This window comes from Phenylobacterium sp. (assembly GCF_004799515.1).
In the GTDB taxonomy this organism is placed as follows: domain Bacteria; phylum Pseudomonadota; class Alphaproteobacteria; order Caulobacterales; family Caulobacteraceae; genus Phenylobacterium.
On sequence record NZ_SSMX01000054.1, the window covers coordinates 1 to 24,871 of the forward strand.

Genomic DNA, 24,871 nt, shown 5'->3' on the forward strand with positions numbered 1-24,871 from the left:
TCTTATGGACGTTCATCCGGGGTCTCCCGGTTAGAGGTTGGAGCTTCGCAACCCCACTCTCTCAACCCGATCCCGGGTGAACAACCTTCGTAGCTTCGACACCTAGACCGGCTTCATCCGCCCGTAGAGCTCGGCCAAGGTCTTCACTGCCTTCTCGGCCTCCGCCCGGTCGACCACCTCCTGGTCGTTGCCGTAGCCGAACATGTCGCCGCCCCACAACGCCTGGACGACGATGCCGTCGCGCCGCGAGAGCATGCTGACGTCCTTGTAGTAGACGCCGTAGTTCACCTCCGGCTGCGGGATCAGCCAGGCGATCTGGCCGCGCACCGGGACGATGCTCTCGTCGCGGCACAGCGCGCGGGCCCCGTAGCCCGGGCAGTTGATGACCACCTTCTCCTTCAGGGTCGCGAGGTCGGCGAGGCTCTGGAATTCGCGGTGCTCGATGTGGCCGCCCCTGGCCAGGAAGTCGGCCATCAGGGTGTGGCCGTAGTCGGCGACGTTGAACTGCATCTGCGAGGTGCGCCGCACGCCGGCGCCGGGAAACGGCGAGGCGCCCGCCGGCAGGATCTCGGCGCGGGGCGTGAGGTCCCGGATGCGGTCGATGTAGGACGCGAAATCCAGCTCCGGGCCCGCCCGCGCCGGCTCAGGCTCGTTCGGCGGGTCGGACAGGAAGTAGCGGTCGGACCACTCCACCGGACTGTCCGCCAACCCCAGATAGCGGCGGAAACGCTTGAAGGAGATCCGCGCCATCTCTTCCCATTGGACGGGGAACTGCGCCCCGGCCTTGTCGGTGAGCGCGATGCGGCTGTCGGGCGTCCAGCTGCCGGTGGCCCGCGCCGAACGGGCGTCGGGCAAAAGGTCCTTGGCGTAGACGCTCACCCTGGCGCCGGCCTCCTGGGCGAGGATCGCCGAGGAGAGGCCGATGGCGCCGCAGCCGACGACGGCGATCTCCCTGGGGCTGCCCGCCATGGCCTTGCGGACCGCGAGCGTCCCGGAGCCCCAGGACAGCGACCAGCCGGAGCCCCCGTGGCCGTAGTTGTGCACCACCAGCGTATCGCCCACCGTCTCGGCCTCGATCCGCGGCCCCTGGGCGCGGAACGGGCGCAGGCAGACGGTGATGTCGAAAACCCGATCCATGCGCGCGTGGAGCGGCCGGATCGGCGGGTATTGCTCCGCGAAGGGAACGCTGCTCGGCGCAAGCGCCGGCGCGCCGGCCGAGGTCGTGGCGCAGCCGCCGAGGCCCAGCAGGCCAAGGCCTGCGGAACCCAGCATCAGTCGGCGGCGATCCAGGATGCTGGGTGGGATCATGAGCGCCTCCGAACGGTTCCGCTATCGGCTTAGCGGGCGGACGGAGCCAGTGGAAGGCGCCCTACTTCAGTTGGTCGAGGTGGCCTTTGAGCAGCACGGCCACCAGCTCGGCGACGGGGCCGCCCTGGATCTCCTGGTTCGCCACCTCCACGCCCAGCGCGTCCATCATGGCGCGGTGGGCCTTGGGCGAGATGGCGGTGATGGCGCGGGTCGTGGCGCGCGACAGGGCGAGCGCGGTCTGGGCGTCGATTTCCTGGGCGACGGCGGCGATGGGGTCCGCCGGCGGCTGCGGCTTGGGGTTCATGGCTGAGGTTCAATCCAATGGGGGAACCGACCGACGCGCCCGCGCGCCGGCAGGCGGCGGGGAGCGTCCGGTCGAACAGTGAGGCTCACGCCGGGATATGTGTCGGCTTGGCCACAGTTTCAACAGAGCGCCCCAAATTGGGACACCGCCGGTCCGCGGACAGCCCGGACGCGAGGGCATGGACGCCGGCCGAGCGCCCCGCTAACACCGCTCACATGGCCATCGGCGTGTTCGATTCCGGCGTGGGGGGCTTGAGCGTCCATCACAGGCTGGTGGAGCGGTTCCCTGAGGCCGACTTCATCTATCTGGCCGACCAGGCCAACACCCCCTATGGCGGCCGGCCCGGCGAGGAGATCGTCGAGCTGACCCGGGCCGGCTGCGCGCGGCTGTTCGCCGAGGGCTGCAGCCTGGTGGTCCTGGCCTGCAACACCGCCTCGGGCGTGGCCCTGCGCCGCCTGCAACAGACCTGGCTGCCGGGCCTGCGTCGCGAGCTCGGGCGGCCGGTCAATGTGCTGGGGATCATCGTGCCGACCATCGAGGCGGCCACCGGCCTGCCCTGGGCGCAGGAGGTCGAGTTGCGCGGCGACAAGATCGAGAAGCTGGACATCCTGGCGGTGTTCTCGACGCCCGCCACCGTCAACTCCCGGGTCTATGAGATCGAGATCGACAAGCGCCGCCAGGACGTGGCGGTCTTCTCCCAGCCCTGTCCCGAGCTTGCGCCGATGATCGAGCAGGGCGCGCCGCGCGACGAGCTGGCCCAGGCCATCGCCGCCCACGCGAAGACGATCGCGACGCGGATCGGCCGGCCGCCGGACCGCGCCATCCTCGGCTGCACCCACTATGAGATCGTGGCCGACCTGTTCCGCGCCGCCCTGCCGCCGGACACGCCGCTGATCCACCAGCCGCGGGCCACCGCCGACGCACTGGCGCGCTACCTGGAGCGGCATCCGGAATATGCGGCGGGCGGCGGCGGGACGCAGCGCTTCATGACCACCGGCCGGTCGGGCGCCCAATCCGGCCTGGTTGCCTCCTTCTGGGGATCGGCCCTAAGCTTCGAAGCGGCTTGAGGGGTCTTCATTCCATGAAAAGACTGGCGATTCTGGCGCTGTTCGCCGCCTGTGCGGCGGGCGCCGCGCGGGCCGAGATCACCGACCGTTCAGCGGCCGGCTTCGAGGTCACCGAACGGATCAGCGTGACCGCGCCGCCCGGCAAGGTCTGGGACCGCCTGATGCGGATCGACCGCTGGTGGAGTCCCGAGCACACCTGGTCGCATGACGCCAAGAACCTCTACTTCGATCCCTCGGGCTGCTTCTGCGAGCGCCTGAAGGACGGCGCGGTGCGTCACATGACCATCGTCTACACCGACGGGGCGACGCAGCTGCGGATGTTCGGGGCCCTGGGCCCGCTGCAGACCACGGGCGCGTCCGGCCACCTGGCGGTGACGCTGAAGCCCGCCGGCGCCGGGACGGACGTGGTCATGACCTATGACGTCGGCGGCTACGCCAGGGGCGGCCTCAGCGAGATCTATGCGAGTCCCGTCGACCGGGTGCTGGGCGAGCAGCTCGCCCGTCTCAAGAAATCGGTCGAGACGGGCAAGCCGGAGTAGGAATTCCTATCCTTCGGGAGAGGTGGCGCGAAGCGCCGGAGGGGGTCACCCCGGGTCGCGGAGGACCCCCTCAGTCAGCTTCGCTGACAGCTCCCCCGAAGGGGAGCAACTCTAGGCCGCGAGGGCGGCTTCGCCGGCCAGGACGCGGCTCACCGCGTTGACGGCGGCGGCGATGCGCAGGGCGGCCTGGATCTGCTGGGCCGAGACGCCATGGGTCTTCAGCTCGGCCTCGTGGGCGTCGAGGCACATGCCGCAGCCGTTCACCGCCGAGACCGCTGTCGACCAGAGTTCGAAGTCGACCTTCTCCACGCCCGGATTGGCCAGGATGTTCATCCGCAGCCGGGCCGGCAGGGTCTGGTATTCCTTGTTCGAGAGCAGGTGGACGGCGCGGTAGTAGACGTTGTTCATGCCCATGATCGCGGCCGCGGCCTTGGCGGCGGTGCGGGCCTCGCCGGACAGGCCGGCGGCGATGGCGGCGGCCTCCACCGCGCGGATCACGTCGGGCTGGCCTGCGGCGTGGGCGGAGGCGACGAAGGCGCCCCACTTCTGCTGGTCGCTGAGCAGGATCTCGCCGGCCAGGCTCGAGAGGTTGAGGCTCAGGTCCTTGGCGTAGGCGGGCAGGGTCTCGCGCAGGGCGTCGAGGGACATCAGGGATCTCCAAATATCTGCCGCGTCATCCTCCGGTCGCCCGAATAGGCGATCCGGGGGACCCAAGCTGCGCAGCCGCATTGGCCAACTCAGCTTGGGTCACCCGGACAAGCCGGGTGATGACGACGCGTGTGTGTGGATAGGCGACGGCTTACGCCGCCTTCAGGGTGTCGCCGCCGACCGCGCGGTTGCAGGGGCAGAGCTCGTCGGTCTGCAAAGCGTCCAGGACGCGAAGCGTGTCCTGCGGATTGCGGCCGACGTTCAGGTTGGTGACGTAGACGTGCTGGATGACGTTGTCCGGATCGACCACGAAGGTGGCGCGGTAGGCGACGCCCTCGTCCTCGTTCAGCACGCCCAGCGCGCGGGCGAACTTGCCGGAGCTGTCGGCGAAGTTCCAGATCGGCAGGTTGTGCAGGTCCGGATGCTCGCGCCGCCAGCCCAGCTTGGAGTGCTCGTTGTCGGTCGAGCCGCCCAGCACCACCGCGTCGCGCTCGGCGAACTGCGGGTTCAGCTTGGCGAACTCGGCGATCTCCGTCGGGCAGACGAAGGTGAAGTCCTTGGGATAGAAGAAGATGACCTTCCACTGGCCCGGGAAGCTTTCCGGCGTCAGGGTCTCGAAGGCGCTCTGGCCATCCTGTTCGTGGCGCATGAAGCCCGGCTTCACGCCAACGATCTTGAAGTCCGGCAGGGTTTGGCCGACAGTCAACATATTGATCTCCAATTGAATTTTCAGGCGAGGCCCGTTGGCCCCGGCGATGAGGTGGAGATAGGGCGGCCCTGATCTAATAGCCAATCGATTGGCTCTGGATTTTCGATAGAGCAGCCCTATGTTGGAGCCATGCTCCCCACCCTTCGCCAGCTCCAGTACCTGAAGCTGCTCGCCGAACACGGCAGCTTCGGCCGCGCCGCCGAGGCGGCCCACGTCACCCAGCCCACGCTCTCCTCCGGCATCCAGGAGCTGGAGAAGACCCTGAACGCCCCGGTGGTCGACCGCGCCCGCTCCGGCGTCATCCTGACCGCCGTGGGCGAAGAGGCGCTGCGCCGCGCCACCGTCATCCTCAACGAGACCGAGGAACTGGTGGAGGCGGCCAAGAACGCCGGCCAGCCCCTGACCGGCCGCTTCCGCCTGGGCGTCATCCCGACGGTCGCGCCCTTCCTGCTGCCGCGCGCTTTGCCGATGCTGCGCCAGCGGTTCCCCAAGCTGCGCCTGTTCCTGCGCGAGGACCTGACCCAGCGGCTGATCGCGGCGCTGAAGGCCGGCCAGCTCGACGCGGCCCTGATCGCGCTGCCCTTCGACATGCACGGCCTGAACTGGGCGCACGTTTCCGACGACGAGCTCCTGGCCGCCATGCCCGCGGACCACCCGCTGGCCAAGCTGAAGTCCACCGACCCGGCGGCGCTGGAGAACGAGGACCTGATCCTCCTGGAGGACGGCCACTGCCTGCGCGACCACGCCCTCGCCGCCTGCGGCCTGAAGCCGCCGAAGACCGCCGCCGGCGAGGAGGGCTTCGCCGCCACCTCGCTGCCGACCCTGGTGCAGATGGTCTCTTCCGGCCTCGGCGTCACCTTCCTGCCGGCCATGGCGGTGAACGGCGGGCTGACCGACGCCACGTCGGTCGCCACCCGGCCCATCGCCCCGGCCCACGCCAGCCGCGAGATCGTCGTCGCCTGGCGCGCTGGCTCCAACCGCGCCGCCGAGGGCCGCCTGCTGGCCGAGGTGCTGCGGGACTAGGGGGCGTGGCGCTCCCATTCACCGCCCCATCAATCGTCATGGCCGGGCTTGTCCCGGCCACCCATGAACACCTGCGTGGGAGGCTATCCGCGGCGATGGCCAGCCCTTGCCTGCGCCATCGGTGCGTATGGGTGGCCGGGACAAGCCCGGCCATGACGACGGATAGGGAAATATCTTAGACTCGTTTAGATATATCAAAATACACTTGCATCGCCGATATGGATTAGATATATCGATGGCGCCCCGATAAGGAGGGGGCTTTCGATATGCATAGACACCATCACTTTTTCGGCGGCCGGGACGAACACCGCGGCCGCGGTCCCTGGGGCGGCATGCGCGGCATGCGCCACGGACATGAGCACCACGGCCACCATCGCGGTGGGCGCGTCGGCCGGTTCCTGGAACACGGCGACCTGCGCTTCGTGGTCCTGGCCCTGATCGCCGAGCAGCCGCGCCACGGCTACGAACTGATCAAGGAGCTGGAAGACCGCACCGGCGGCGCCTACCGCCCCTCGCCCGGCGTGATCTATCCTCTGCTCGCCATGCTCGAGGACGAGGGCTTCATCCGCCCCGCCCAGGCAGAAGGCGGCCGCAAGCTGTTCGAGATCACCCCCGAGGGCCAGACCGCCCTGGAGCAGAACCGCGCCGGCGTCGACGCCGTCTTCAGCCGCATGGCCGAGGCGTCGGAAGGCTCGCGCATGGGCGGCCACCGGGTCGGCCGGGCCATGGCCAACCTCGGCATGGCGCTCGGCCAACGCATGCGCCGCGAGATCAGCGAAGAGCAGATCGACAAGATCATCTCGATGATCGACGACACCGCTGCGGCGATCGAGAAGGTCTAGGGGGCCACGCGATGAGATCCAGCGCGACCCTGCTGACGCCTAACGCGCGCAAGTACATGATCCAGCTCTGCAAGCATTTCGGCCATCGCGCGTCGGCGACCTATGGCGAGCGCGAGGGCGAAATCGTCTTCGAGGTCGGCAAGGTCGGCTTGCGCGCGGCGCCTCAGACCCTGATGCTCCGCGCCGAGGCGCCGGAGACCAGCGGGATCGAGCGCCTCGAACAGGTGATCGAAAGCCACCTGAAACGCTTCGCCTTCCGCGAGCCTGAGATGGCTCTCGACTGGCGCCGCGCGCCGCCGCCCGTCTAGGGCGCCACCCTCAACGGCCCGGCCGGAAACGGAGACTCCCATCGTGTCCGATACCGAACCCACCGCGCAGCCATCGCGGCTCGACCCCGACAAGGTGAGCCGGGCGAGCCTCAGCCCGAGGCGGGTCGGCGAGCGCTGCGGCGCGGCGCCCGGCGCCTACCGGCCGCGCGTCGACCCGGGGCGTTGCGAGGGCAAGGCCGACTGCGTCGCTGTCTGCCCACACGACGTCTTCAAGGTCGGACCGATCGAGGACAGCGTCTATCGCGCCCTGCCGCTGGGCGCCCGGATCAAGGTCTGGGCGCACGGCAAGAAGACCGCCCAGACGCCGAACGCCGACGCCTGTCAAGCCTGCGGCCTCTGTGTCGCGGCCTGCCCGGAGCAGGCGATCGTCCTGATCTTCGAAGGGTGATCAGTCCATCAGCTTCTGGGACAGGTACACATAGTGCCTGGCCCAGCGGCGGGCGTTGAGTTCGGGGTCGGCGTCGTTGGCGTGACCGCCGAAGGTCTGCTCGTAATAGAGATAGGGCAGGCCCATGGCCTCCATCTTCGCCGCGAACTTGCGCGGATGTCCCGGGTGCACCCGGTCGTCCCGCGTGTTGGTGGTGATGTAGGGCTCCGGATACTTCACCCCGGCCTTCAGGTTCTGGTAGCCCGAGTACTTGGCGATGAAGGCGCGGTCGGCGGGGATGTCCGGATCGCCGTACTCCGCCACCCAGGACGCGCCGGCCGACAGGTGGTTGTAGCGCAGCATGTCGATCAGCGGGCTCTCGATGACGATGGCGTTGAACAGCTCCGGATGCTGGGTCATCGACACCGTGGTCAGGATCCCGCCGTTCGAACGGGCGTAGATGCCCATGTGCCGCGGCGAGGTGATCTTGCGGGTCTCCAGGTCGCGGGCCACCGAGGCGAAATCGTCGAAGGCCCGTTGCCGGTGCTCGCGCAGGGCCGACTCGTGCCAGGCCGGCCCGAACTCGCCGCCGCCGCGGATGTTGGCGATGACGTAGGCGCCGCCCCGCTCCAGCCACAGCTTGCCCATCTGCGGGATGTAGGCCGGCGGCTCGGAGAGCTCGAACCCGCCATAGCCGAACATCTGGACGGGCGTGGAGCCATCCAGCTTCATGTCCTTCCGGTGGACCAGGAAGTAGGGGATCCTGGTCCCGTCGTTGGAGACCGCCCAGTACTGGTCGACAACGTCCTTCGAGGCGTCGAACTGGGCCGGCAGCTGCTTGACCTTGGCGACGGCGCCGTCGGCGTCCGCCAGCCACAGCGAGGTCGGGTCCAGGAAGCCCTCGGCGGTGAAGAACAGCTGGTTGTCGTCGTCCGAGGCGCTGACCAGGTTGATGTTGGCGTTGGCCGGCAGCTTCAGGCGGCGCGGCAGCCAGACGCCGGCCTTGTGGTCGTAGGTGTCCACCGCGCCCTTCACGTCCTGCAAGAGGACGATGACCAGCCGGTCCTTGGACGACGCCACCCGCTCCACGGCGTCGTGGGCGGTGGGCATGAAGACCAGCTGCGGCTTGGCGGTCGCCGGGCCGCGCTTCAGCTCGGCGAGGTCGTAGCTGATCACCGCGCCGGCGTGGAAGGTCTTCCAGTCCTCCTTGATGACGAAGACCGCCTGGCCGTCGGCATAGGCGCCGAACTCCACCTTCTTGGGCAGCGGGATGGCGGTGAGTTCGCCCTTCGGTCCAAGCAGGCTGAACTCGCGCTCGTAGAAGGTGAGGCCGTGCTGGATCAGGACGGCGTCGGCGCCGTGCGGGCCGTCCAGGACGTCGCCGGAGTTCTGCACGTCGGTCTTGGCGCCGCGGAACACCTCGCGCGGCGCGGCCCCGCCGCGGGTGACGATCTTCACCACATAGGGATAGCCGGACTTGGTCACCTCGTCCGGCGTCCAGGCGCGGGCGACGATCAGGGTGTCGTGGTCGATCCAGCGGATGTTCTGCTTGCCGTTCGGGAAGAAGAAGCCGCCGGCCACGAACTTGCCGGTCGTGGTGTCGAACTCGCGGTCCTCCACCGCGTCGCTGCCGCCGTTGGAAAGGTGCACCAGGCAGAGGGTCTGCGCCGGCTTCAGGCAGTCGGCGCCCTTCCAGATCCAATTCTTGCCCTCGGCCTTCGACAGGGCGTCGAGGTCCAGCAGGGTCTGCCACTGCGGCGCCGCCGTGCGGTAGGAGGCCAGCGTCGTGTGGCGCCAGATCCCATGCACGTGGGCGCCGTCCTGCCAGAAGTTGTCGACCCCGCCGGCGCGGAAGCGCGGCGTCGGGATGCGGTCCTGGGCGGTGAAGATCTTCAGCGCTTCCTGGCGGAAGGTCTCGTAGCGCGGGTCTTCCTCCAGGCGCACATGCGTCTTGGCGTTCTGGCCCTCGACCCAGGCCATGGACCGGGGTGAATCGATGTCCTCCAGCCAGATGAAGGGATCGTCGGCGCTTGCGGCCGCGGCGGCGGGCGCCCCTTGAGCCGGGGGTTGCGCCGGCGCTTGCGCTTGGGCGGGGGCGAAGGAGACGGCCGAAGCCAGGGCCGCGAGGGCCGTCAGCAGAGCTTTCATGCGCTTTTCTAGCCGGGCGGAAACGCGGCTGTCTCGCGCTGAGTCGTCTCTCGTCGCTTCGTGGGGTTCCGGCGGCGAAACGCCCGGCGTGCTTCGAGGGCCGTCTTCCCCTATATGTCCGCCGCCATGAGCCGTCCGTTCCTGAAGATGAACGGGCTCGGCAACGACTTCGTCGTGGTCGAGGCCCGCACCGCGCCGTTCGAGCCGACGGCCGCCGAGGTGCGCGCCTTGGGCGACCGGACGAGCGGCATAGGCTTCGACCAGCTCATCGCCATCGCGCCGCCGCGTCCGGACGAGGGCGCCGATGCGCGGGTGCGCTTCTGGAACTCCGACGGCGAGGAGATCTTCGCCTGCGGCAACGGCACGCGCTGCGTGGGCTGGCTCCTGATGCAGGCCTCCGGCGCCGATCGGGCGGTGATCGAGACCAAGGCCGGGCGCCTGATCGCCACCCGCGCCGGCGAGCGGCTGGTCAGCGTCGACATGGGAAAGCCGGGGCTGGACTGGGCCGACATCCCGCTGGCCCGCGAGCAGGACACCCGCGCGCTGGACGTCGTCCTCTACGACCATCCGGCGCTGGCGACGTCTCCGGGCTGCGTCTCCATGGGCAATCCCCACGTGGTCTTCTTCACGCCGGATGTGGACCTCGTGCCGGTGACGACCATCGGTCCGCTGGTGGAGCGCCACGCGCTGTTCCCCGAGCAGGCGAACGTCGGCTTCGCCCAGATCATCGACCGCGGCCGCATCCGCCTCAGGGTCTGGGAGCGTGGCGCGGGCCTGACCAAGGCCTGCGGCACCGGCGCCTGCGCGGCCCTGGTGGCCGCCGCCCGCCGCGACCTCGCCGACCGTTCCGCCGTGCTCGTCCTGGACGGCGGCGAACTGCTGGTCGAGTGGAAGGCCGAGGACGACCACGTGATCATGACCGGCCCCGCCGCGGTCGACTTCGCGGGTGAGCTGCCGTGAGCGAGGTCCTGGCTTCCGACGTGGACGTGGTGACCTTCGGCTGCCGGCTGAACGCCTATGAGAGCGAGATCATCCGCACCCAGGCCGCCGCCGACGGCCTTTCGGACGCCGTGGTCTTCAACACCTGCGCGGTGACCGGCGAGGCGGTGCGTCAGGCGCGCCAGGCGATCCGCAAGGCGCGGCGCGAGCGGCCGGGCGCACGGCTGATCGTCACCGGCTGCGCGGCCCAGATCGACCCCGCCGCCTTCGCCGCCATGCCGGAGGTCGACCTGGTGCTGGGCAACGCCGAGAAGGGCCAGGCGGGGTCCTACCTTCCGCAGCCGGAGCTCGGCCGCGTGCGGGTCAACGACATCATGAGCGTGCGCGAGACCGCCGGGCATCTGGTGGACGGGCTCAAGGACCGCGCGCGGGCCTACGTCGAGGTGCAGAACGGCTGCGACCACCGTTGCACCTTCTGCATCATCCCGTTCGGGCGGGGCAATTCGCGCTCCGCGCCCGCCGGCGAGGTGGTCGAGCAGATCCGCCGCCTGGCCGCCCAGGGCTACCGCGAGGTGGTGCTGACCGGGGTCGACGTGACCAGCTGGGGCGCCGACCTGCCCGGCCAGCCGACGCTGGGCCAACTCGTCGCGCGCATCCTGAAGCTGGTCCCGGAGTTGGCGCGCCTGCGCCTGTCGTCCATCGACGCCGCCGAGATCGACGCCGACCTGCTGCGCTGTTTCGCCGAGGAGCCCAGGCTCGCGCCCTATCTGCACCTGTCCCTGCAGGCCGGCGACGACATGATCCTGAAGCGGATGAAGCGCCGCCACAGCCGCGCAGACGCCCTGCGCCTGATCGCCGCGGTCCGCGCGGTGCGCCCCGGCACCGCCTTCGGCGCCGACCTGATCGCAGGCTTCCCCACCGAGACGGACGCCATGTTCGAGAACACGCTCTCGCTCGTGGACGAGGCGGGCTTGAGCTTCCTGCATGTCTTCCCCTACAGCCCACGTCCGGGCACGCCCGCCGCGCGGATGCCGGCCGTGGCGCGTGCGGACGTCAAGGCCCGCGCCGCGCGCCTGCGGGCGGCGGGCGAGGCGGCGCTGGCGCGGCATCTGCAGCGGCAGGTCGGGCGTACGCTGATAGGCCTTGTCGAACGGGACGGCATGGCCCGCGCCGAGGACTTCACCGAGATCGCCTTCGAGGGACCGGCGGAGGTCGGCGGCCTGGCCGCCCTCAGCGTCACCGGCCACGACGGCAAGCGGGCGTTGGCGCGGGTCGCCGTGCTGGAGGCCGCCGAATAAGCCGGCGTGGCCGGAGAGCTTAGGCCGCGGCCGCGCGCCCCCGGCGGCGCAGAAAAGCGCCCGCCGCGCCGAAGCCCAGGATCATCAGCGCCCAGCTTTGCGGCTCCGGCGCCGGAACCGCGTCGCCCGCCCAGGTGGCGGTGAAGCTGAAGTCGGCGGCGGGGATGGTCTTGTTGAACGCGACCTGGAAGTCGAAGGTGTCGCCGGGCTTTAGCTCGTCGCCCTTCGGCGCGATGAATTCCACCTCGGTGGCGGAGATGAACTTGGTCTTCCAGGTCACGCCTTCCGGCGTCTCGACATGGGTCAGGCCCGAGCCCAGGGTCTTGTCGAAGGCGTCCGGCTTCGAGCCGGTATAGGTGAGGGTGAAGGAGGTCGCGTCCGCCAGGCCGTGGCCGCCCTGGAAGACCTGCATGTCCCCATCGCCGAACGGCGGCTCGTCAAGCAGCATGGGCCCGAAGCTCTCGGGGAACACGGTCCAGGCGCCGGCCAGCGGATCGGTCCCGCTGAAGCCGGAGCCGGTGAAGGTGAAACTCGCGGTGGTGGGTTGCGCGGCGTGAGCGGCCAGGGGCGCGAGGAGCGCAGCGGAGGCCAGGGCGGCGGCCAATCGGGCCGTGGGAAGCAAGGACATGACTGACGCTCTTCGGTTTACAGGAGCGGGATGGCTAGCCCGGCTCCGTCGCGGCTCGGCCAAGGTTTCATGGCAAACGCGTGACAATGACCGGCGTCAGCCGCCGGCGTCTGTCGGCCCGCCGAAGCCCGGCAACGACCAGTTCCACAGGATCGCCCCGGCGCGGATGGTGAGCGCGATACCGAACCCCGCCACGCCCGCCGGGATCGTCGGCATGCCCACCAGGCTCAGCACCACGAAGGCCGCCGCCCCGGCCAGGGCCGGGGTGACATAGAGCTGGCGTTGCAGGAGGACCGAGGGCTCGTGGGCCAGGACGTCGCGGATCACCCCGCCGAAGGTGGCCGTCAGCACGCCCATCACCACCGCGCTGAACGGTGGGACGTGCCAGGACAGGGCCTTCAGGGCGCCGACCACCGCATAGGCCGCCATGCCCAGCGCATCCAGCCAGGTGAGCGTGTGCCCGCGGAACCGCCGCGGCCCCAGGATCCACACCGCCGCGGCGGCCGAGAGGCAGACGATGATGTAGGCCGGGCGCCCCACCCAGAACACCGGCGCCCCGATCAGGAGGTCGCGCAAGGTGCCGCCGCCGACGCCGGTGATCGCCGCGAAGAAGCCGAAGGTGACGATGTCGTGCTGGCGCCGCGCGGCGGCCAGGGCCCCGGTCGCGCCGAACACCGCGACCGCCGCATAGTCGAGCACCGCAAGCGTGGCCGTGAGTCGGTCCATGGGGCGCCACCCTGGAAGGGCGCGTGACGCCGCGCAAGTGGCCCGCTATTAGCGCCTCCATGAGCGAACCCAAACGCGGCTGGTTCCAGCGCCTGACCGAGGGCCTGACGCGATCTTCCAAACAGATCGGCGACCAGATCACCCAGGTCTTCGTGGCCAAGGAGCCCCTGGACCAGGCCAAGCTCGATGAACTGGAAGAGATGCTGATCGAGGCCGACCTCGGCCCGCATTCGGCGGCGCGGATCACCCAGCGCTTCGCCGACGAGAAGTTCGGCAAGGACGTCGACGAAGCCGATATCAAGGAGGCCCTGGCCGCCGCCATCGGCGACGAGCTTTCCAGCCGCCAGGGCCATTTCGACGCCCTGTCGGGGCCCCGGCCCTATGTGGTGCTGTTCATCGGGGTCAACGGCTCGGGCAAGACGACGACGTTGGGCAAGATCGCGTCGGACCTCACCGGCCGCGGCGCCAAGGTGCTGGTGGTGGCCGGCGACACCTTCCGCGCCGCCGCCGTCGAGCAGCTGCGGGTCTGGGCCGACCGCGCCGGCGCCGACTTCATCTCCCGGCCGATGAATTCCGACGCCGCCGGCCTGGCCTTCGAGGCCCTGGAGCGCGCCAAGGCGCAAGGACACGACGTGGTGCTGATCGACACCGCCGGGCGGCTGCAGAACAAGCAGGGGCTGATGGACGAGCTGCACAAGATCATCCGCGTGGTGAAGAAGGTCGATCCGGACGCGCCGCACGAGACCCTGCTGGTGCTGGACGCCACCGTGGGCCGCAATGCGCTGGCCCAGGAAAACATCTTCGGCAACCAGATCGGGGTCTCGGGGATCGTCATGACAAAGCTGGACGGCACCGCCCGCGGCGGGGTCCTGGTGCCGGTCGCTCAGGCCTCGGACAGCCCGATCAAGCTGGTGGGCGTGGGCGAAGGAATCGATGACCTGCAGCCCTTCGACGCCCACGCCTTCGCCCGTTCCCTGGTGGGCCTTGGAGAGACCGTCCGATGAGCGGCGAGACAGAGACGCCCGCCGAGGCGCGCCCCAAGCTTCCCAAGTGGGTGCACTACGTCATCGACTACGGCGGCCTGGTCGCCTGGCTGCTGACCCTGCTCATGCTCAACCTCATGCACCGGAGCGACGCGGCCGTCACCTCCAGCTGGGTGATCGTCGGCGCCTCGCTGCTGGCGCTCGGCGTTGGGCTGATCGTCGAGCGGCGCATCGCGCCCATGCCGCTGGTGACCGCGGTGGTCGGCCTGATCTTCGGCGGCCTGACCCTCGCCTTCCACGACGAGAGGTTCATCAAGGTCAAGCCGACCATCCTCTACGGGATCCTCGGCCTGTTCCTGATCACCGGAGCCCTGCGCGGCAAGAACCCGCTGAAGGTCCTGATGGGCGACGCCTTCCACCTGCCGGACCCGGTGGTCCGCACGCTGACCTTGCGCTACGCCCTGTTCTTCTTTGCGCTCGCGATCGCCAACGAGGCGGTGTGGCGCACCCAGAGCACGGTCACCTGGGCCTTCTTCAAATTCCCCGGCGTGGCGATCCTGCTCTTCGCCTTCGCCATGAGCCAGGCGCCCTTGATGATGAAGCATATGCCCGACGAGGACGAGACCTCGGAGAAGGCGGCGGGAAGTCAGGCCGCGGGTGGCGCGAAACCCCCGACGGACGCCCTCTGAATCGATTGGTGCGACGCCCACGGAATGTCTGTAATCAAACAGACGTATTCTTACTCTAGTGACGCTTTTGAGCCTCGCGGGGGAAGACCGATGGCCAAGAGCAAGTCCGGCGCTAAGGGGGGCATCGCCGCCCTCGATCAATCGCCGAGCCACCTGCTGCACCGGGCGCTGCAGCGCGCCCTCGACATCTATGTGGAAGAGTTCGGCGAGAGCGGCATCACCCAGCGCCAGTTCGCGGTGCTGGCCGCCGCCGACGAGCACGAGGGGGCCACTCAGGCCGACCTGGTGCGGATCACCGGCATCGACCGCTCGACGCTCGCCGACATGGCGCGCCGGATGATCGGCAAGGGGCTCCTGGAGCGGGAACGCTCCAACGTCGACGCCCGGGCCAACGCCGTGCGCCTCACCGACGCCGGCCGCGAGGCCCTGATCGAGGCCAGGCCGAAGATGGCCCAGGCCGACGGGCGTCTCTTGAAGCTGATTTCCGGCGGTGGCCGCCGCGCGGCCTTCGTTGGCCTCCTGCGCGACCTGACCCGGGCCGCGCCGCCCGCCGAGGCGGCGGCGGAGAAGAAGGCCGCCAAGGCCAAGGCGCCCAGGGCTGCGAAGCCCGCCAAGGCCGGCAAGCCGCACAAGGGCAAGAAGGCGAAGAAGAAAGCTGCCTAGGACCTCTTACGAGGCTGGCGTCTCCGTCCCCGGCTGACCCGGACCGGCGATGGTCCCGGGCCGCAGATGCGGCGAGCGCAGGCGCTCGTAGGGCAGCTCCGGCAGGCAGCGGGTGACGATCTCCAGCAGGTCCTCGCCCTCGGCGCGCACCGGCGGCGGCTCGCCGAAAACCTCGCGCCAGAGCGCGGTGGCTTCCTCGTAGATACGCTGTTGGCGACCGTCCATGGTTGAGCAAACACCGATCGGGGCGCTCCGTTCCAATTCTGGAAGGTTAATTATTTTAAAGACTTAGGTCTGTGGCTGACTCGCCTCAGACGCGAATGTCCAGGAGCGAGCCCGGCCGCAGGACCTTGGCCGGGGGCTCGGTAGGGGTCGCGGCGGGCCGAATCTCGGCGCGCGGGGCCGGCGCGGCTGTGGGCGTGAACGCCGCCGCCTGAGGGGCGGCCGCCTGCGCCGGGGCGTTCGCGCGGCCCATGGCGGCGTCGAAGAACGCCCGCTGCGCCGCGTTGCGGGCGGCATCCGCGGCGGAGCCGGCGGACGAAGGCGCAACGTGGGCCGGAAAGGCGTTGGGGCGGATCGGCGTCACGGGCGCTCGGAGCTGGGGTTATGGTTAACGCCCGCTCAATCTGCCGCCCCGCGATCAACGTATGGTTAACGCGCCCGCGCGATCAGCGCCTTGGCGTCCGCCTCGCTCAAGGGGCCGGTGTGTTTCAGGAGGATCTGGCCGTCGGTCCCAACCAGATAGGTCTCCGGCACGCCGGTGACCCCGAACTCGATGCCGGCGCGGCCGTCCGGGTCGGTCAGGCGGGCGATGAAGGGGTCGCCGAGCTTGGCCAGGAAGGCCTTGGTGTTCTCCGGCGCGCCGCGGGGCGGCACGTCCTCGTAGGCGATGCCGACGATGCGGGCGTGCTTTGCGCTCATCTGCATCAGCACCGGATGCTCGACCGCGCAGGGGCCGCACCAGGAGGCGAAGAAATTGACCAGGATCGGGCCCTCGCGCGCCGCTTCCTTCAGCCGCACCGGGGTCCCATCGTCAAGGCTGGCCAGAGTCAGGTCCGGCATCGGCTTGCCGACCAGGGCCTGCGGATTGACGTGCGGGTCGCGGTGCAGGGCGTAGCCGGCGAACAACAGCGCCAGGGCCGCCAGCACCGCCAGGGGCAGGACCGCGATCCAGCGGCTCATTTGCGGACCTGACCTTGGTTCAGCGCCTCGAACTTCGCCTTCCAGCGGCGGGCATGCGCCAGCGCGCCCGCCACCATCACCGCCATCACCGCCGCGCTCACCCCATAGGCGGTCCAGACGTAGAAGGCGTACTTGCCGGTCTCCAGATGGATCATCGCGTCTAAGCCCTCGCCGCGCGCAGCGCCGCGGCGTCGGCGCGGCGGCGCCAGACCTCGCCGCGGATGCGCACCAGCCACAGCGACCCGAAGGCCGAGGTGTAGGCCAGGACCATCAGGATCACCGGCCAGAAGAACACCGGCGCCAGCGCCGAGCCGCCGGACCGGAACACCGAGGCGCCCTGGTGCAGGGTGTTCCACCAATAGACGCTGTAGTGGATGATCGGCAGGATCAACGCGCCCACCAGGCCCAGGATCGCCGCGGCCCGCGCGCCCTTGATCTCATCGTCCATGGAGGCGCGGAGCGCCATGTAGCCCAGGTAGATCAGGAACAGGATCAGCTCCGAGGTCAGGCGCGCGTCCCACACCCACCAGGTTCCCCACTCCGGCCGTCCCCAGAGCGAGCCGGTGGCGAGCGTGAGCAGGGTGAAGCCCGCGCCCAGCGGGGCTGCGGCCTGGGCGGCGGCGTCGGCCAGCAGCTGGCGCCAGACCAGCGACAGCAGGCTGGCTGACGCCAGGCAGGCGTAGGCGAACTCGCTCAGCCAGGCGGTCGGGATGTGGATGAACAGGATGCGGACCGTCCAGCTCTGCTGGTAGTCCGGCGGCGCGCTCCACCCGAGCCACAGGCCGGCCAGGCCCAGGATCACCGCGATCGCCCCGAACATCGGCGCGGCCCAGCGCGAGAACGCCATGAACCGCTCGGGGTTGGTCAGGAAGGCGGGCGCCGGGATCATGCTGACGCGGGATTAGACCGTGGGCCGGATCGCGGCAAGCGAGAGGCCAAGGCCGTCACGAGAGCGCGTTGCGGCAGGCCGCGGCCATGAACAAGGGCCCGAGCGCCACAAAGGCCAGGGCGTAGGCGCAAAGCAGGACGAAGCCTGCCGTCCAGGGCAGGCCGCTCAGGAAGGCCGACAGCACCCCGCCGCCGAAGATCACCGGCGGGGTGAACAGCGGCAGCACGATCACCGCGGTGAGCAGGCCGCCGCGCCGGGCGCCCAGGCTGAGCGCCGCGCCGATGCCGCCAGTGAAGGCGAAGGCCAGGCCGCCGATCAGCGCGCAGGCCAGGATCAGCGGCGTGAGGCTCAAGGGCGCGCCGAGCGCGATGGCGGCGACCGGCGCGGCCAGGGCGAGCGGCGCGCCGGTGGCCAGCCACTGGCCGAAGCACTTGGCCGCGCAGGTCAGCTCCAGCGGGACCGGCGACAGCGTCAGGTGGTCGAGCGCGCCGTCCTCGTAGTCGCGCTCGAACAGCCGGTCGAGGGAAAGCAGCGACGCCAGCGCCAGGGCCACCCAGGCCGCACCCGGCGCGATGGCGGCCAGGCGGGCGGGCTCCGGCCCGATGGCCAGCGGCAGGAGGGTGGCGACGCCGGCGTAAAAGCCGACGCTGACCATCGGGCCGCCGCCGCGGCCCCAGGCCAGCGCCGTCTCGCGGGCGAGCAGGGTGGAGAACCGGCTCAAGCACCCATCTCCGGCCCGACGATCTCCAGCGTCCGCGCCGCGATCGGCAGGGGATCGTGCACCGCCGCCAGGATCAGGCCGCCGCCGGCCAGGTGGGTCTGCATCATCGCCCCGAACCGCTCGCGCCAGGCCGCGTCCAGGGGACTGAGCGGCTCGTCCAGCAGCCAGAGCGGCCGCGGCGCGGCCAGCAGGCGCGCGAGCGCCAGCCGCCGCCGCTGGCCCGCCGAGAGCCGCCGCACTTCAAGGTCCAGCAGGGGACGGAGCTCCAGCGCCTCGGCCGCGCCTGCGGCGCTGGCCGCATCGCCGCCGCTCCAGACGCTCCAGAATTCCAGCTCCTCACGGGCGGTGCGCGCCGGCTTCAGCCCGTCCTGGTGGCCGGCCAGGTGCAGGCCGCCGGCCCGTGCGTCGGCCGGATCGACCCCGCCGAACCCGACCTCGCCCGCCTCGATCGCCGCCAGCCCCGCCACCGCGCGCAGCAGGCTGGTCTTGCCCGAGCCATTGGCCCCGGTGAGCGCGCAGGCCTCGCCCGCGCCGAGGCTCAGCGACAGGCCTTTGAACAACAGCCGCCCGCCCCGGCTGAGCGCCACACCGCGAAGCTCCAGGGACCGGATCATGCCGCCGCCAAGCTGAACCATGGCCATACATGGACGGTTGAGACTCTGGGGTCTATGAAGCGCGCGGCCGCCGTCGCTTGGGAGGGACCTCGCCGCGCGGGATCGGACGCTGTGTGTCCGCTCCTGGAAGCGCGCGATCTCTGGAGCTGGCGTGGATCGGCCGGGAACAGAGAGAGGATCTCCCCAAATGGCGTCAGCTGACAGCCTCAAGACCCGCCGCGAACTCACGGTGGGCGACAAGACCTACGCTTACTACAGCCTTCGCGCCGCCGAGGAAGCTGGACTTTCCGGCGTCTCCCGCCTGCCGATCTCGATGAAGGTGCTGCTGGAGAACCTGCTGCGCAACGAAGACGGCCTGTCGGTGGGCCGCGACGACCTGCAGGCGATCGCCGCCTGGGTCGAGAACCGGGGCTCCGTCGAGCACGAGATCAGCTTCCGCCCGGCCCGGGTGCTGATGCAGGACTTCACCGGCGTGCCGGCCGTGGTCGACCTCGCCGCCATGCGCGACGCCATGACCAAGCTCGACGCCAACCCCGAGAAGATCAACCCGCTGAACCCGGTGGACCTGGTCATCGACCACTCGGTGATGGTCGACTACTTCGGCACGGCCAAGGCCTTCGGCGAGAACGTCGAGCGCGAATACGAGCGCAACATGGAGCGCTACCGCTTCCTGCGCTGGGGCTCCTCGGCCTTCAACAACTTCCGCGTGGTGCCGCCCGGCACCGGCATCTGTCACCAGGTGAACCTGGAGTACCTGGCCCAGACGGTCTGGGTGAACGAGGACGCCGGCCATGCGGTGGCCTACCCGGACACGGTGGTCGGCACCGACAGCCACACGACCATGGTCAATGGCCTCTCGGTCCTGGGCTGGGGCGTGGGCGGCATCGAGGCGGAAGCCGCCATGCTGGGCCAGCCGATCCCGATGCTGATCCCAGAAGTGATCGGCTTCAAGCTGACCGGCGCCATGCCCGAGGGCGCGACCGCCACCGACCTGGTGCTCACCGTCACCCAGATGCTGCGCAAGAAGGGCGTGGTCGGCAAGTTCGTGGAATTCTTCGGCCCCGGCCTCGCGAAGATGACCATCGAGGACCAGGCGACCATCGCCAACATGGCCCCGGAATATGGCGCGACCTGCGGCTTCTTCCCGGTGACGCAATCCACCATCGACTACCTGACCGCCACCGGCCGCGACCCGGCCCGGGTGCAGCTGGTGGAGGCCTACGCAAAGGAGCAGGGCCTGTGGCGCGACGCCGATGACGCCGACCCGGTGTTCACCGACACCCTGGAACTGGACCTCGGCAGCGTGCTGCCCTCGCTCGCCGGCCCGAAGCGGCCGCAGGACCGGGTGGTGCTGACCAACGCCGCGGTGGAGTTCAAGGCCGCCCTGGCCGGCGACTTCGGCAAGCACGACGACATGGCCACGCGCATCCCCGTGCAGGGCGAGAAGTTCGACGTGGGCCATGGCGACGTGGTGATCGCCGCCATCACCTCCTGCACCAACACCTCCAACCCCAGCGTGCTGATCGCCGCGGGCCTGGTGGCCAAGAAGGCCGTCGAACTGGGCCTGAAGGTGAAGCCCTGGGTAAAGACCTCCCTGGCCCCCGGAAGCCAGGTGGTCACCGACTATCTGAAGGCCGCGGGCCTGACCAAGGGCCTGGATGCGCTGGGCTTCAACCTGGTGGGCTATGGCTGCACCACCTGCATCGGCAACTCCGGCCCGCTGGCCGAGCCGATCTCGGAGGCCGTGCAGAAGGGCGACCTGGTGGCGGTCTCGGTGCTCTCCGGCAACCGCAACTTCGAAGGCCGGGTGAACCCCGACGTGCGCGCCAACTACCTGGCCTCGCCGCCGCTGGTGGTGGCCTATGCGCTCGCCGGGTCCATGTCGATCGACATCACCACCGAGCCGCTGGGCGAGGGTAAGGGCGGCAAGCCGGTCTACCTGAAGGACATCTGGCCCACGGCGGAGGAGGTCGCGGTCCTGCAGCGCAAGTTCGTCACCCAGAAGATGTTCGCCACCCGCTACGCCGACGTCTTCAAGGGCGACAAGTCGTGGCAAGGGATCAAGGTCGAGGGCGGCCAGACCTACGCCTGGGACATGGGTTCGACCTACGTCCAGAACCCGCCCTACTTCCAGGACATGTCGATGGAGCCGAAGCCGGTCACCGACATCGTGGAAGCCCGCATCCTGGCGGTGTTCGGCGACTCCATCACCACCGACCACATCTCCCCGGCCGGTTCGATCAAGGCCAGTTCGCCGGCGGGCGTCTACCTGCGCGACCACCAGGTGCCGACCTCGGAGTTCAACTCCTACGGCGCGCGGCGCGGCAACCACGAGGTGATGATGCGGGGCACCTTCGCCAACATCCGCATCCGCAACCGTATCACGCCCGAGATCGAGGGCGGGATGACCAAGCACTTCCCGTCGCAGGACGTCATGGCGATCTACGACGCGGCCATGCGCTACCAGGGCGAGGGCCGGCCGCTGGTGGTGTTCGCCGGCAAGGAATACGGCACCGGCTCGTCGCGCGACTGGGCGGCCAAGGGCACCAAGCTGCTCGGGGTCCGCGCCGTGGTGGCCGAAAGCTTCGAGCGCATCCACCGCTCGAACCTGGTGGGCATGGGCGTCTTGCCGCTGCAGTTCCTGCAGGAAGGCTGGCACAAGCTCGGCCTCACCGGCGAGGAGATCGTGACCATCCGTGGTCTGACCGATCTGTCGCCGCGCCGGCAGCTGACCATCGAGATGTACCGCCCCTCGGACGGCCGCATCGCCCGCTTCCCGGTGCGCTGCCGGATCGATACGCCCACCGAGCTGGAGTACTTCAAGAACGGCGGCGTGCTGAATTACGTGCTGCGCAACCTGGCCAAGCCCGAGGCCTGAGCCTGATGGCGGCGGAGGGCGCGACCCGCTCTCCGCCGCCGCTCACGCCTTGTTGTAATTTACAGGGCGCCTGAGCCCCTTTAAGCCCAATGGCGATGCGGAAAGCGGCGCTTTTCAGCCTGGTCGTGCTCGCCCTGCCGATTCCCGTCTTCGCGGGGTCGGCGGCGGCCAAGACCCCCGTGGTGGTCGAGCTCTACACCGCCCAGGGCTGCGCCTCCTGCGGCGAGGCCAATGCGCATGTGGCCAAGCTGGCCGACAAGGAGGGCGTACTCGCGCTCACCTTCTCCGTCGACTACTGGGACTACCTGGGCTGGCCGGACACCTTCGCCAAGCCGGAGTTCGCCGACCGCCAGAAGGCCTATGTCGCCAAGTTCGCCCTGCGCGAGCCCTACACTCCGCAGGTGGTGGTCGACGGGGCGGTGCAGACCGCGGGCTCCAAGGCCCAGAAGGTCGACGCCCTGGTGGCCGGCGCCGAGAAGGCCCCCCGCGACCCGCCCGACGTCCATTTCGCCGGCGGCCGCGTCTATGTGGGGTCGGCCCGCGCGCCCAAGGGCGGCGGCGAGGTCTGGCTGGTCCGCTACGACCCGCGCGAGCAGGAGGTGGCGGTCAAGAGCGGCGACAACAAGGGCCAGACCATCGCGGCCCGGAACGTGGTGCGCGAACTCACCCGCCTGGGCGGCTGGAAGGGCAAACCCACGGCCTTCCGCCTGCCGGCGGCGCAGGACGAGGGTCTGAAGACGGTCGTGCTGGTGCAGGCCGGCCATGGCGGCCGCATCCTCGGCGCGGCCGAGCCCAAGGGCTGAGCGGCCAAACAATACCCCCAAAACGGACGAAGCCCCCGCGACTGGAGAGAGTCCGCGAGGGCTTCGAACTAGGAGGAGATCTAGGCGTCGGTCAGCCAGTCCGCCGATCCCAGGGGGCTGGGGGGGCTGTTCAGGATCCGGGACCACCGAGGCTGACCAACCGACCCTCATAAGATCGTGGGCGCATCGGGCGCTCGCGGGTCGCAAATAAGGTCATTTCGCGGCATGCGCGCCCGGAATGCGCGCCGATAAAGCGGCTCTGGCCCAAGGCGGCGATTCCGGTTTAGGCTCGCGTCCGATGGCTTTCGACACGTCCCACGTGTCGCCGCGTCAGGCGACCGTCTTTTTCGAGCGGCGTGAGCTCAACCGCCTGCTTTCCCTCTATGGCCGCATGGTCGCCGCTGGCGAATGGCGCGACTACGCCATCGATGGCCTGAGCGAATCGGCGGTGTTCTCGGTCTACCGGCGCGCCTCGGAGGCGCCGCTGTACCGCGTCGAGAAGCGCCCGGCGCTGGCCCGGCGGCAGGGCGCCTGGGCGGTGATCGGCCAGGGCGGCATGGTCCTGCGCCGCGGCCACGAGCTGGAGCAGGTGCTGCGCGTCTTCGACAAGGGCCGCTTCAAGGTGGTCGACTAGGGCCCCGGCGAAGCAGGGACCCACGAAAAAGCCCCGGAGGTTTCCCGCCGGGGCTTGATCGTCGGGACCGAGGCCGAACCTAGCGGCGGGCGCCGGTCAGGCGCAGCAGCAGGACGAACAGGTTCACGAAGTCCAGGTAGAGGTTGAGCGCGCCGTAGTTGGTGGCCACGCCCAGGGCCGCCTGGTCGCCGCCCAGCTGGTAGTACTGCATCTTCAGCTTCTGGGTGTCGTAGGCGGTGAGGCCCGCGAAGATCGCCACGCCGACCAGGCTGACGATGAAGGCCATCATCGACGACTGCAGGAAGATGTTGACCACCGAGGCGATGATCACGCCCCACAGGCCCATGATCAGGAAGCTGCCCATGCCGGTGAGGTCGCGCTTGGTGGTGTAGCCCAGCAGCGAGAGCACGCCGAAGGCGCTGGCGGTGATCAGGAAGGTCGTGGCGATCGAGGTCCCCGTGTAGACGAGGCCCAGCACGCCCAGGCCCGCGCCCATCAGGCTGACGATCAGCCAGTAGACGATGCCCGACGACCGCGGGGTGGCGTTCTTCATCACGAAGGCGCTGAACAGGATCACGGCCAGCGGCGCGAAGGCCACGACCATGCCGATCGGCGTGTAGGCGATACGGTTGCCCACGACGTTGAACATCAGGTCGCGGACAGGCGGATATTGGCTCGTCAGGTAGGCCAGGGCGGCGGAGACCACCAGGCCCAGGGCCATCTTGTTGTAGACCCCGAGCATGAAGCTGCGCAGGCCCGCGTCCACCGACATGTCGGCCGCGCCGACCGGTGTGGGGCGCGCGTAGCCGCGGTTGAAGTCGCTCATGAGAGCAGAATCCCTAAAGTCTAGACGCCCCGATTGGGCGCCCTTGAAATATCGGAGTCCTAAGAGGCGGAAGCAAGGCCTTGTTGCTGAAGGTCTTGTGAAGGCCCCGGGCGTTCCGAAACCCCGCCGGCTGGGGTATTTCCGCCCGATGATCCGGCTCTTCGCCGCCTTACCCATGCCCGCGGAGGCCGTCGCGGGCCTGACCCGCCGCCAGACGGGCGTCGAGGCCGCCCGTTGGAGCCCGCCGGAGAACCTGCACCTGACCCTGCGTTTCTTCGGCGACGTGCGCGAGGACGTGGCCCGCGACCTCGACGCCGAACTGATGGCGGTGCGCGCGCCACCCTTCGAGATCGAGCTTTCCGGCGTCGGCGCCTTCGGCGAGGGGCCGGACCTGCACGTGCTGTGGGCCGGCCTCGCCCCCAGCGAGCCGTTGAGCCGGCTGGCCAAGGCCTGTGAGGCCGCCGCCCGCCGCGTCGGCCTGAAACCCGACACCCGCGCCTGGCGGCCGCACGTCACCCTCGCCTATCTGAAGCGCGCGGACCCGGCGGAGGTCGGCGCCTGGATCCAGGCGAACAACCTGCTCAAGTCCCCGCCGATCCACGTGGCCAGCTTCGGCCTCTACTCCAGCTTCCTGGGCAGCGAGCACGCCCACCACCGGCTGGAGGCGGAATATCCGCTCCTCTAGTTGCGCCCCGCCGGGGGAGGAATTTCACGCCCGGACCGCGTGGTCCTTCAGGATGCCCAGCGGGACGATGGCCAGGGTCTCCTCGTGGGTGCAGTCCAGCACCACCTGCGGCGCGGCGCCGGCGTCGAGCGCCTCCTTCCAGCGGGGCGCGCAGAGGCACCAGCGGTCGCCGGCCTTCAGACCCGGGAAGCCGGCCTCGAGCACCGGGGTCGAAAGGTCGTTGCCCATCTCCCGGCTGAAGGCCAGGAACTCGTCGGTCATCACCGCGCAGACCGTGTGCAGGCCCACGTCCTCGTGGCTGGTCTCGCAACAGCCGTTGCGGAAAAAGCCGGTGACCGGGTCCAGCGAGCAGGGCTTCAGTTCGCCGCCCAGCACGTTGCGGGCGCCTGGATCGTAGCGTGTGGTCATGGCCCCACCCTAACCGCTAAG

At 69.7% G+C, this 24,871-nt stretch carries 31 protein-coding genes; 15 read left to right on the forward strand and 16 right to left on the reverse strand.

All coding sequences use genetic code 11. From position 1 onward, the window contains the following. Positions 1 to 102: 102 nt before the first annotated feature. Positions 103 to 1,308 carry an FAD-dependent oxidoreductase gene (locus tag E8A49_RS21300; RefSeq protein WP_293386309.1) on the reverse strand — a complete coding sequence of 402 codons (1,206 nt, stop codon included), beginning with the start codon at positions 1,306 to 1,308 and terminating at the stop codon, positions 103 to 105. Positions 1,309 to 1,369: 61 nt separating this feature from the next. Continuing rightward, complete coding sequence (locus E8A49_RS21305) at positions 1,370 to 1,612, reverse strand: hypothetical protein (protein WP_293386311.1); 243 nt, start codon at positions 1,610 to 1,612, stop codon at positions 1,370 to 1,372. Positions 1,613 to 1,827: 215 nt separating this feature from the next. Here E8A49_RS21305 and E8A49_RS21310 point away from each other — a divergent pair, with 215 nt between their 5' ends. Both E8A49_RS21310 and E8A49_RS21315 read left to right on the forward strand, forming a co-directional pair. Then, on the forward strand, positions 1,828 to 2,679 hold the full coding sequence (locus E8A49_RS21310; protein ID WP_293386312.1) for an aspartate/glutamate racemase family protein: 852 nt from the start codon (positions 1,828 to 1,830) through the stop codon (positions 2,677 to 2,679). Positions 2,680 to 2,693: 14 nt separating this feature from the next. Next, complete coding sequence (locus E8A49_RS21315) at positions 2,694 to 3,218, forward strand: SRPBCC family protein (RefSeq protein ID WP_293386313.1); 525 nt, start codon at positions 2,694 to 2,696, stop codon at positions 3,216 to 3,218. Positions 3,219 to 3,329: 111 nt separating this feature from the next. On the opposite strand, the gene E8A49_RS21320 is transcribed toward E8A49_RS21315, so the two are convergent. After that, positions 3,330 to 3,866: a carboxymuconolactone decarboxylase family protein gene (locus tag E8A49_RS21320; RefSeq protein WP_293386314.1), complete on the reverse strand. Its 537-nt coding sequence runs from the start codon at positions 3,864 to 3,866 to the stop codon at positions 3,330 to 3,332. A 151-nt stretch (positions 3,867 to 4,017) separates the two neighbouring features. Beyond that, the gene (locus tag E8A49_RS21325; protein ID WP_293386315.1) at positions 4,018 to 4,575 is read right to left on the reverse strand and encodes a peroxiredoxin; all 558 of its coding nucleotides are present in this window, start codon (positions 4,573 to 4,575) and stop codon (positions 4,018 to 4,020) included. Positions 4,576 to 4,704: 129 nt separating this feature from the next. Here E8A49_RS21325 and E8A49_RS21330 point away from each other — a divergent pair, with 129 nt between their 5' ends. The 4 genes from E8A49_RS21330 to E8A49_RS21345 all read left to right on the forward strand — a co-directional run bounded on the left by E8A49_RS21330 (position 4,705) and on the right by E8A49_RS21345 (position 7,157). Then, a complete protein-coding gene (locus E8A49_RS21330; RefSeq protein WP_293386316.1) occupies positions 4,705 to 5,598 on the forward strand; it encodes a hydrogen peroxide-inducible genes activator in 894 nt (297 codons plus the stop codon). Positions 5,599 to 5,864: 266 nt separating this feature from the next. Beyond that, complete coding sequence (locus E8A49_RS21335) at positions 5,865 to 6,440, forward strand: PadR family transcriptional regulator (protein WP_293386317.1); 576 nt, start codon at positions 5,865 to 5,867, stop codon at positions 6,438 to 6,440. Between the two features lie 11 nt (positions 6,441 to 6,451). After that, complete coding sequence (locus E8A49_RS21340) at positions 6,452 to 6,748, forward strand: DUF2218 domain-containing protein (protein ID WP_293386318.1); 297 nt, start codon at positions 6,452 to 6,454, stop codon at positions 6,746 to 6,748. A 43-nt stretch (positions 6,749 to 6,791) separates the two neighbouring features. After that, positions 6,792 to 7,157: a ferredoxin family protein gene (locus E8A49_RS21345; RefSeq protein WP_293386319.1), complete on the forward strand. Its 366-nt coding sequence runs from the start codon at positions 6,792 to 6,794 to the stop codon at positions 7,155 to 7,157. Here E8A49_RS21345 and E8A49_RS21350 read toward each other — a convergent pair whose 3' ends face one another. Next, positions 7,158 to 9,284, reverse strand: coding sequence for a prolyl oligopeptidase family serine peptidase (locus E8A49_RS21350; protein WP_293386320.1), 2,127 nt, complete (start codon positions 9,282 to 9,284; stop codon positions 7,158 to 7,160). A gap of 126 nt (positions 9,285 to 9,410) precedes the next feature. Here E8A49_RS21350 and dapF point away from each other — a divergent pair, with 126 nt between their 5' ends. Next, positions 9,411 to 10,244, forward strand: coding sequence for a diaminopimelate epimerase (gene dapF, locus E8A49_RS21355; RefSeq protein WP_293386321.1), 834 nt, complete (start codon positions 9,411 to 9,413; stop codon positions 10,242 to 10,244). Next, positions 10,241 to 11,521 carry a tRNA (N(6)-L-threonylcarbamoyladenosine(37)-C(2))-methylthiotransferase MtaB gene (gene mtaB, locus E8A49_RS21360; protein WP_366928845.1) on the forward strand — a complete coding sequence of 427 codons (1,281 nt, stop codon included), beginning with the start codon at positions 10,241 to 10,243 and terminating at the stop codon, positions 11,519 to 11,521. The genes dapF and mtaB overlap by 4 nt, the downstream gene beginning before the upstream one ends. Positions 11,522 to 11,540: 19 nt before the next feature. Here mtaB and E8A49_RS21365 read toward each other — a convergent pair whose 3' ends face one another. Further along, entirely contained in the window at positions 11,541 to 12,149 is a 609-nt protein-coding gene (locus E8A49_RS21365; RefSeq protein ID WP_293386322.1) for a PEPxxWA-CTERM sorting domain-containing protein, read from the reverse strand. A gap of 96 nt (positions 12,150 to 12,245) precedes the next feature. Next, complete coding sequence (locus tag E8A49_RS21370) at positions 12,246 to 12,875, reverse strand: trimeric intracellular cation channel family protein (protein ID WP_293386323.1); 630 nt, start codon at positions 12,873 to 12,875, stop codon at positions 12,246 to 12,248. A gap of 59 nt (positions 12,876 to 12,934) precedes the next feature. Between E8A49_RS21370 and ftsY the strand changes: the two genes are divergently transcribed. The 3 genes from ftsY to E8A49_RS21385 all read left to right on the forward strand — a co-directional run bounded on the left by ftsY (position 12,935) and on the right by E8A49_RS21385 (position 15,210). Next, positions 12,935 to 13,879, forward strand: coding sequence for a signal recognition particle-docking protein FtsY (ftsY, locus tag E8A49_RS21375; protein WP_293386324.1), 945 nt, complete (start codon positions 12,935 to 12,937; stop codon positions 13,877 to 13,879). Then, positions 13,876 to 14,547: an inner membrane-spanning protein YciB gene (locus E8A49_RS21380; RefSeq protein ID WP_293386325.1), complete on the forward strand. Its 672-nt coding sequence runs from the start codon at positions 13,876 to 13,878 to the stop codon at positions 14,545 to 14,547. The genes ftsY and E8A49_RS21380 overlap by 4 nt, the downstream gene beginning before the upstream one ends. Positions 14,548 to 14,637: 90 nt before the next feature. Continuing rightward, a complete protein-coding gene (locus tag E8A49_RS21385) occupies positions 14,638 to 15,210 on the forward strand; it encodes a MarR family transcriptional regulator (protein ID WP_293386326.1) in 573 nt (190 codons plus the stop codon). A 6-nt stretch (positions 15,211 to 15,216) separates the two neighbouring features. Here E8A49_RS21385 and E8A49_RS21390 read toward each other — a convergent pair whose 3' ends face one another. From E8A49_RS21390 to ccmA, 7 genes are all read right to left on the reverse strand, one after another. Continuing rightward, on the reverse strand, positions 15,217 to 15,435 hold the full coding sequence (locus E8A49_RS21390) for a hypothetical protein (RefSeq protein WP_293386327.1): 219 nt from the start codon (positions 15,433 to 15,435) through the stop codon (positions 15,217 to 15,219). Between the two features lie 85 nt (positions 15,436 to 15,520). After that, positions 15,521 to 15,796, reverse strand: coding sequence for a hypothetical protein (locus E8A49_RS21395; RefSeq protein ID WP_293386328.1), 276 nt, complete (start codon positions 15,794 to 15,796; stop codon positions 15,521 to 15,523). Positions 15,797 to 15,861: 65 nt separating this feature from the next. Further along, entirely contained in the window at positions 15,862 to 16,392 is a 531-nt protein-coding gene (locus E8A49_RS21400; protein WP_293386329.1) for a DsbE family thiol:disulfide interchange protein, read from the reverse strand. Beyond that, complete coding sequence (gene ccmD / locus E8A49_RS21405; RefSeq protein ID WP_293386330.1) at positions 16,389 to 16,547, reverse strand: heme exporter protein CcmD; 159 nt, start codon at positions 16,545 to 16,547, stop codon at positions 16,389 to 16,391. The genes E8A49_RS21400 and ccmD overlap by 4 nt, the downstream gene beginning before the upstream one ends. A 5-nt stretch (positions 16,548 to 16,552) precedes the next feature. Further along, on the reverse strand, positions 16,553 to 17,281 hold the full coding sequence (ccmC, locus tag E8A49_RS21410) for a heme ABC transporter permease CcmC (RefSeq protein WP_293386331.1): 729 nt from the start codon (positions 17,279 to 17,281) through the stop codon (positions 16,553 to 16,555). Between the two features lie 55 nt (positions 17,282 to 17,336). Further along, positions 17,337 to 18,002: a heme exporter protein CcmB gene (gene ccmB, locus E8A49_RS21415; protein ID WP_293386332.1), complete on the reverse strand. Its 666-nt coding sequence runs from the start codon at positions 18,000 to 18,002 to the stop codon at positions 17,337 to 17,339. Further along, positions 17,999 to 18,616 (reverse strand): heme ABC exporter ATP-binding protein CcmA, encoded by a 618-nt coding sequence (gene ccmA, locus E8A49_RS21420; protein WP_293386333.1) that lies wholly within the window; start codon positions 18,614 to 18,616, stop codon positions 17,999 to 18,001. Before ccmA ends, ccmB begins: the two co-directional genes overlap by 4 nt. A gap of 187 nt (positions 18,617 to 18,803) precedes the next feature. Here ccmA and acnA point away from each other — a divergent pair, with 187 nt between their 5' ends. The 3 genes from acnA to E8A49_RS21435 all read left to right on the forward strand — a co-directional run bounded on the left by acnA (position 18,804) and on the right by E8A49_RS21435 (position 22,931). Continuing rightward, complete coding sequence (gene acnA / locus E8A49_RS21425) at positions 18,804 to 21,494, forward strand: aconitate hydratase AcnA (protein WP_293386334.1); 2,691 nt, start codon at positions 18,804 to 18,806, stop codon at positions 21,492 to 21,494. Positions 21,495 to 21,589: 95 nt separating this feature from the next. Continuing rightward, positions 21,590 to 22,297 carry a DUF1223 domain-containing protein gene (locus tag E8A49_RS21430; RefSeq protein ID WP_293386532.1) on the forward strand — a complete coding sequence of 236 codons (708 nt, stop codon included), beginning with the start codon at positions 21,590 to 21,592 and terminating at the stop codon, positions 22,295 to 22,297. Positions 22,298 to 22,595: 298 nt separating this feature from the next. Then, the gene (locus E8A49_RS21435) at positions 22,596 to 22,931 is read left to right on the forward strand and encodes a DUF2794 domain-containing protein (protein ID WP_293386335.1); all 336 of its coding nucleotides are present in this window, start codon (positions 22,596 to 22,598) and stop codon (positions 22,929 to 22,931) included. Between the two features lie 79 nt (positions 22,932 to 23,010). Here the strand turns inward: E8A49_RS21435 and E8A49_RS21440 are convergent, their stop codons facing one another. Further along, positions 23,011 to 23,757, reverse strand: coding sequence for a Bax inhibitor-1/YccA family protein (locus E8A49_RS21440; RefSeq protein WP_293386336.1), 747 nt, complete (start codon positions 23,755 to 23,757; stop codon positions 23,011 to 23,013). 148 nt (positions 23,758 to 23,905) lie between these two features. Between E8A49_RS21440 and thpR the strand changes: the two genes are divergently transcribed. Further along, entirely contained in the window at positions 23,906 to 24,442 is a 537-nt protein-coding gene (gene thpR / locus E8A49_RS21445; protein ID WP_293386337.1) for an RNA 2',3'-cyclic phosphodiesterase, read from the forward strand. A 24-nt stretch (positions 24,443 to 24,466) separates the two neighbouring features. Here thpR and E8A49_RS21450 read toward each other — a convergent pair whose 3' ends face one another. Continuing rightward, positions 24,467 to 24,850 carry a DUF2237 domain-containing protein gene (locus E8A49_RS21450; protein ID WP_293386338.1) on the reverse strand — a complete coding sequence of 128 codons (384 nt, stop codon included), beginning with the start codon at positions 24,848 to 24,850 and terminating at the stop codon, positions 24,467 to 24,469. Between the last annotated feature and the right edge of the window lie 21 nt (positions 24,851 to 24,871).